Here is a 5,410-nt window from a genome sequence, read left to right on the forward strand (position 1 = left end):
CCATTCTCAGCATCACTACGAAAGCAGCCTGATCATGACCTCAGGCCATCCCGGAAATTACACCAGCTTGACGGACGTGACCGCTGGTCGAAGGAGTTCCTTGAGGCTGGCAAGAAACGCCTGGCGGGGGACACTGCCCGACAGGTATGAGGAGGATCAGAAAACAGTCCAGTGGACTGTTTTCCCGACGATGGCAGTGGCGAGGTCAAGGACCTGCGCGCTGAGACACTGGCGCTCAAGGAGGTTGTGGCCGACCTGACCCTCGAGAACCGCCTGCTCAAAAAAAACACGACCGGAGCTGGGGTCGAGCACGAATGAAATACCCTGCTTCCGAGAAGCTCGAGATCATCCGCATCGTCGAGCAATCCCACCTGCCGGTGCGCCGGACTTTGGCGCAGATCGGGGTGCCGCCCACGACCTTCTACCGGTGGTATGATCGATACGTCGAACACGGCCGTGAGGGGCTTGGAAGACCGCCCCCTCACGGCAGTCCCGGGTCTGGAACCGCATCCCCGACGCTGTGCGTGATCGGATCGTGGAACTGGCGCTCAGCGAGCCGGACCTGTCGCCGCGGGAGCTGGCCGTTCGCTTCACGGATACAGAAAAGTATTTCGTGTCAGAACCTTCCGTGTATCGGCTGCTGAAGTCCTATGACCTCATCACCAGCCCGGCCTGTGTGGTGATCAAGGCCGGGGACGAGTTCAGGGACAAGACCACTCGGCCAAACGAGATGTGGTCCGAGCGACTTCACCTATCTCAAGGTGACAGGCGGGGGATGGTTCTACCTGATCTACGGTGCTGGATGACTTCTCCCGCTACATTGTGGGCTGGAAGCTGTGCACCAGCATGGCGGCGGACGATGTCAGTGCGACGCTTGATATTGCGCTCGCTGCATCCGGATGTGACAGCGTCACCGTGCTGCACAAGCCCCGGCTGCTGAGCGACAACGGCCCATGTTACATTGCTGGTGATCTAGCCGAATACCTCGAAGAACATGGTATGGACCATGTCCGCGGTGCCCCCAACCATCCCCAGACGCAAGGCAAGATCGAGCGCTGGCACCAGACCCTCAAGAACCGCATTCTGCTGGAAAACTACTATCTGCAGGGTGAACTCGAGGCGGCCATCGCCGCCTTTGTCGAGCATTACAACAACAACCGCTATCACCAGAGCCTCGGCAATCTCACGCCCGCTGATGTCTACTTCGGACGCGGCCCGGCCATCCTGGCAGAAAGGGAGAAGATCAAGAAACTGACCATCCAGAGCCGGCGCTTGATCCATCAGCGCCAGGCCGCATAACCTCAACCCACGGAGCCAGGACCCTCCAAACCAACATCAGGCCGCCTGTTCCAAATCATTCGACGACGGACATGGCCTAGCACCATGATTTCACATGCATATGCAACCTGCTTTTCGCTGCAGCGCAGCATTCTCCTCCGATACTTGAGCTGATTGCCTGGTAACTCCTCGGCCGCCCCTTACAATTGCTGTGCCTGCTGGTTATGTTGCACCGCAGCAAGACATTCGGCGAAGCCTCCTCGGATGATCCTGCCTGAGCTTCCTTGAGCAACCAGCATGTGATGTCTCCGCACTTCGGTGGGGCCTTTGTCGCTGGCTTCGGGTTCACGGAAGCATGCACGGAAGATATCCCCATGACCCTTCGTCAAACGATCCAGGCTGCTCCTGAAAAAGCCGCCGCGCTGATCACGAAACTTGCGGCGACCTCGAACCAGGCGGTGAAGTCCCGCGAAAGCCTTTACGCGGAACTGAGTGACGAACTTTCCCGCTATGTGGAGCTCGAAGAGCAGCACCTTCTGCCGCTGCTGCGTAAGCATCCCGAGACTAAGGATCTTGCCGTCAATGCATTGAAGGGCAACAAGGACCTGCGTGCTTCCCTCGAAAAGCTGTCCGGTCTGCCGAAGGACAATGATGCGTTTCTCGCGGCACTTGCCGACCTGAACAAGGGTTTCCAGCAGCATGTTCGCAACGAGCGCAAGGAGCTTCTCCCCGCCATCCTCAAGGTGCTCAATGATGATGAGGCCGCCACTGTAGCATCCGATATCGAGGGTGCCGTCAAAGAGGCCGAAACCGCCAAGCGCGACGAAAAGCGCGAGGAGCGAGCGCAAGCCAAGCGGAACGCCGAAAAGGCCGAGCAGGCCGAAGCCGACGAGCGTGCAGCGGCCAGGGAGGCCAAGCACGTGGAGCAGGCCGAAGCAGAGCGTCAGGCGGCAGAGGCCGAGCGCGCCCTCGCGGCCGAGCAGGCCGTCGCCCGGACCCAAAAGGAAGCGGAGCGTGTCGCGCGTGAAACCACCGAACAGGTGGCCGAGGTGATGGAACGCGGCAGGGCCGCCGCCCAGGATCAGGCGCGCCAGATCGGCGAAGGCCTGACCGAGCGCGCCCAGCAGATGGCTTCGGACAGCCAGGAGGCCATGACGGTCTACCGTGACGCCGCGCGGATGCTGGCCGGGGATGTGCAGGTTGTCTCGACAACGTCGGCGGTCTCGGTGCAGGCGCTGTCAGACGTCTCTTCCGCTTGGATGGACTGGTTCGGCAAAGCTGCCCGCACCAACGTCGAGCTTTCCCAGCAGTTGATCGGATCGAGGACCTTGAAGGCCGCCGCAGAGGCTCAGAGGGCGTTTGCAATGAGTGTCATGCATAACTGGATGGAGCGCCGCACGGCCATGTTGCAGATCGCGCAGCGGAGTTCGCAGCAGGCGTTGAACCCGCTTCAGGCGCGTATCACAGAAACGGCTTAACAGCGCTGACACTCGCATGAAGGGTTGCTGCACCATACGGTTGCGCAACCCGGTGGCAGCATGGCGCGAGAACGGGACATTCTGCCCTGCCGCCGCCTCATGCGCTTGAACAAAGATAAGCTGATGATGATCGCTGCCATGAACGCTTGGGCCGAACTGGCAAAGGCCAGTTCCAATATGATGAACACCCATCTGCGCCTGAACGAAACGATGACGGCTTCCCGCAGCGTCATCGGGGCGCGGATGACGGTCATGGGCAAGGCGGCTTGCCGCCCTGCCCAAGGGGATTATGCCGAACTCGGTGGAATGATGCTTGAGAAGGTTGTGGCCATCGCCAAGGTCAACGAGGCCCTTGTCGAGCAATGGTCGGCAATTATGGTTGACGCCACAAAGCAGGCGCAGCACCTCTGCGACCTGCTTCTGGGCGCGCGCCCTTTGCGCGCGGGCGATGTGCTGGGCTTGGCAGAGCGGTCGATGGAGCATGCTACCCGCATGATCACACGCAGCATGGATACCGGCGGATTGGCCTTGGCGCCCGTGCATCTGCACATTGCACGACGCCTGAGCGAGTAGGTTTGCGGCCGAGACGGTGATGTCGCCTGGAATGAACCGATGCAGTTTGTATAACGAGTGACGCCTTGCCTTCGGCGGCGGGGCCTTTTTTGCCGGTGTCGCGCGAAGACAGCAAAGCTCGAAAGGCAATGGCGTTATTGCCGGTGCTTTCCCTCGCGCCTTCAGGGCACCGTCCGTCGGTGGGAGCAGAAGCCAGGGTATCCTGATGTCCAGCCTCGAAAGGCGCGCAGACGCGGGAGACTGGCGGACCAAGTGCATGCGCGAACATCGGCGCAGAGCAGCTCGTCCTTCTTTCCTTTCTTTCCCTGGGCTTGGCACTTAGGGGCAGGATCACTGATGCAAAACGACCTTATGCACCCCATGTTTTAGGAGGTGCGACAAAATGTTCTGTTCCTGCCTCACAGAGGGCCGGACAATGGCCGTACGAATTCCTGCCTCTCCAAAAGATGCACGAGCCGAGCCCAAGAGCGAGGACAAAGCTCTGGATGGCCGCCAGAATGGCCAAGACGACGAGGCTTCCCGGAAGATGGCCGACGAAGGTTACGTGTCTCAGATGAAGAACCGCCTTCCTGATGAGGACAGTGCGATTGTCCACGTTAACGGTTCAGGCAGGAGCATCTGCCTTTACCTTGTGAAAGAGTACAGAAATGAAGAAAATTTACAAAACATCGCAGAACGAACGCCCGTCGCTTGCAAATGCAGACGCACTGGTAAGTCCCGCAGCACAGCATGGTCTGTTCGCAAGAGCATTTTGGCGGGCTGTTGACTGGCTCGCTGGCGACCCTGCTGTTGTCACCCCTGTCAGGGTGCGGTCTCTGGCTGATGTCAGGATCAACAGCCATTACGACGCGCTTGGGCGCAGCTGACGTCTGAATGGATAAAGATGGCGGCGGGGGAAACCTTGCCGTTCTCGAAGGGAATGCGACCCGCCTGGGTTTGTGCGTGCGTCTGCGAATTCAACGGTTGCAGGGCATGTTTCCTCACTCCCTCTTGCTTGTCGCCTCCCCCAGCATCTGTATCGTCTTGTGGTCCCCTGGCCGTCTCCTCCTTGAAGGCTCTTCAAGACCAGCGGTTACGATAAGACGTAAATGCCGAACAGCATTTGATGGGCAGATGGTCCTGCGCCGGCAGCGGGCTTTGTGGCCTCACCTATAATATCAAATGGCTGTTCTTCAGTCTGCGCCATCTCACCGTTAGGGGGACGCGCTAGCCCAAATGCGACTTCAGATGCCGGGAGAGTTTCTCGCGTTTCTAGCCGCGTCCCTGGAGTGTAGCAGGGGCGGCGGCTTTGCTGTCGGTTACGGACAAAGCGTGCCACCTTTGGCGCGGCAGTTCCAAAGTTTGACTGCTTCTTCCAACGTCCGTAAGGCGCACTGAATTTCATCTTGGATTTCTGCGATCTCATCCTCTCGGCAGGATTGGAAGGCTGTCACGCCATTGCGATAGGCCTCCATTTCCCGGAGGCAGCTATCGAAAGCATAACGATCTTCGAAGGTATTAGAGGATCTGACGCAGTATGGCTCGGACGGCTCAAAGCACATTGCGCCCGCCGCGCCTGTTGAGACGAACGGTAACAAGGCGATCAGGGCGGCACGGATCACGAGCAAAAGAAGTTGCCGCAGGTCACTTCAGCATCCGCAAGGGTATGCCTGGTCACCCCGCCCATCCCATCAGCCTTATCCGTTGAAATAACACTCACACCCATACCCATACCCTTTCCTGCCCTGGTACCTGCAGCTGCTGCAGCAGTCGCCGCAAACCTTGCCCTTGCTGCACCCCTTGCAGCAAGCAGCATCCATTGGCTCCGCCTTGGGCCGGAATTGAACAAAGCCAAGAGCCGCCGGTCGCACCGTGTCGATCTCGACGGTCCCATCTCGGCTACCGCAATAAGGGCAGACGGCCCATCGAAATCGTCATGTCATTCGGCAGTCAAGGAGGTTAAGTAGACACCTTGATCATCCGGCGCATTCTCAACGTCAGACTGTTGATTTCCACCCCGAACTGAGCCGGCATTTCCATCGAGAAGTGAGCCACCTCTAACTATGGATTTCCGGTCATTCAGTGGTCAAGGCGTGATTGTC

3 protein-coding genes and 1 pseudogene are annotated in these 5,410 nt (G+C 59.0%); all 4 read left to right on the forward strand.

Features of this window, described 5'->3' with window-relative positions:
- Positions 1-84 precede the first annotated feature (84 nt).
- Positions 85-1,299 (forward strand): annotated as a pseudogene (locus tag IE224_RS20470) (IS3 family transposase); the annotation flags it as partial.
- Between the two features lie 353 nt (positions 1,300-1,652).
- Positions 1,653-2,756: a hemerythrin domain-containing protein gene (locus IE224_RS20475; RefSeq protein WP_191313334.1), complete on the forward strand. Its 1,104-nt coding sequence runs from the start codon at positions 1,653-1,655 to the stop codon at positions 2,754-2,756.
- A 123-nt stretch (positions 2,757-2,879) separates the two neighbouring features.
- Entirely contained in the window at positions 2,880-3,329 is a 450-nt protein-coding gene (locus IE224_RS20480; protein WP_202380394.1) for a hypothetical protein, read from the forward strand.
- A gap of 647 nt (positions 3,330-3,976) precedes the next feature.
- Positions 3,977-4,195, forward strand: a complete 219-nt coding sequence (locus tag IE224_RS20485; RefSeq protein ID WP_191313337.1) for a hypothetical protein — start codon at positions 3,977-3,979, stop codon at positions 4,193-4,195.
- Positions 4,196-5,410: the final 1,215 nt, after the last annotated feature.

The sequence above is a fragment of the Paracoccus aerius genome, assembly GCF_014656455.1.
GTDB classification, from domain to species: domain Bacteria; phylum Pseudomonadota; class Alphaproteobacteria; order Rhodobacterales; family Rhodobacteraceae; genus Paracoccus; species Paracoccus aerius.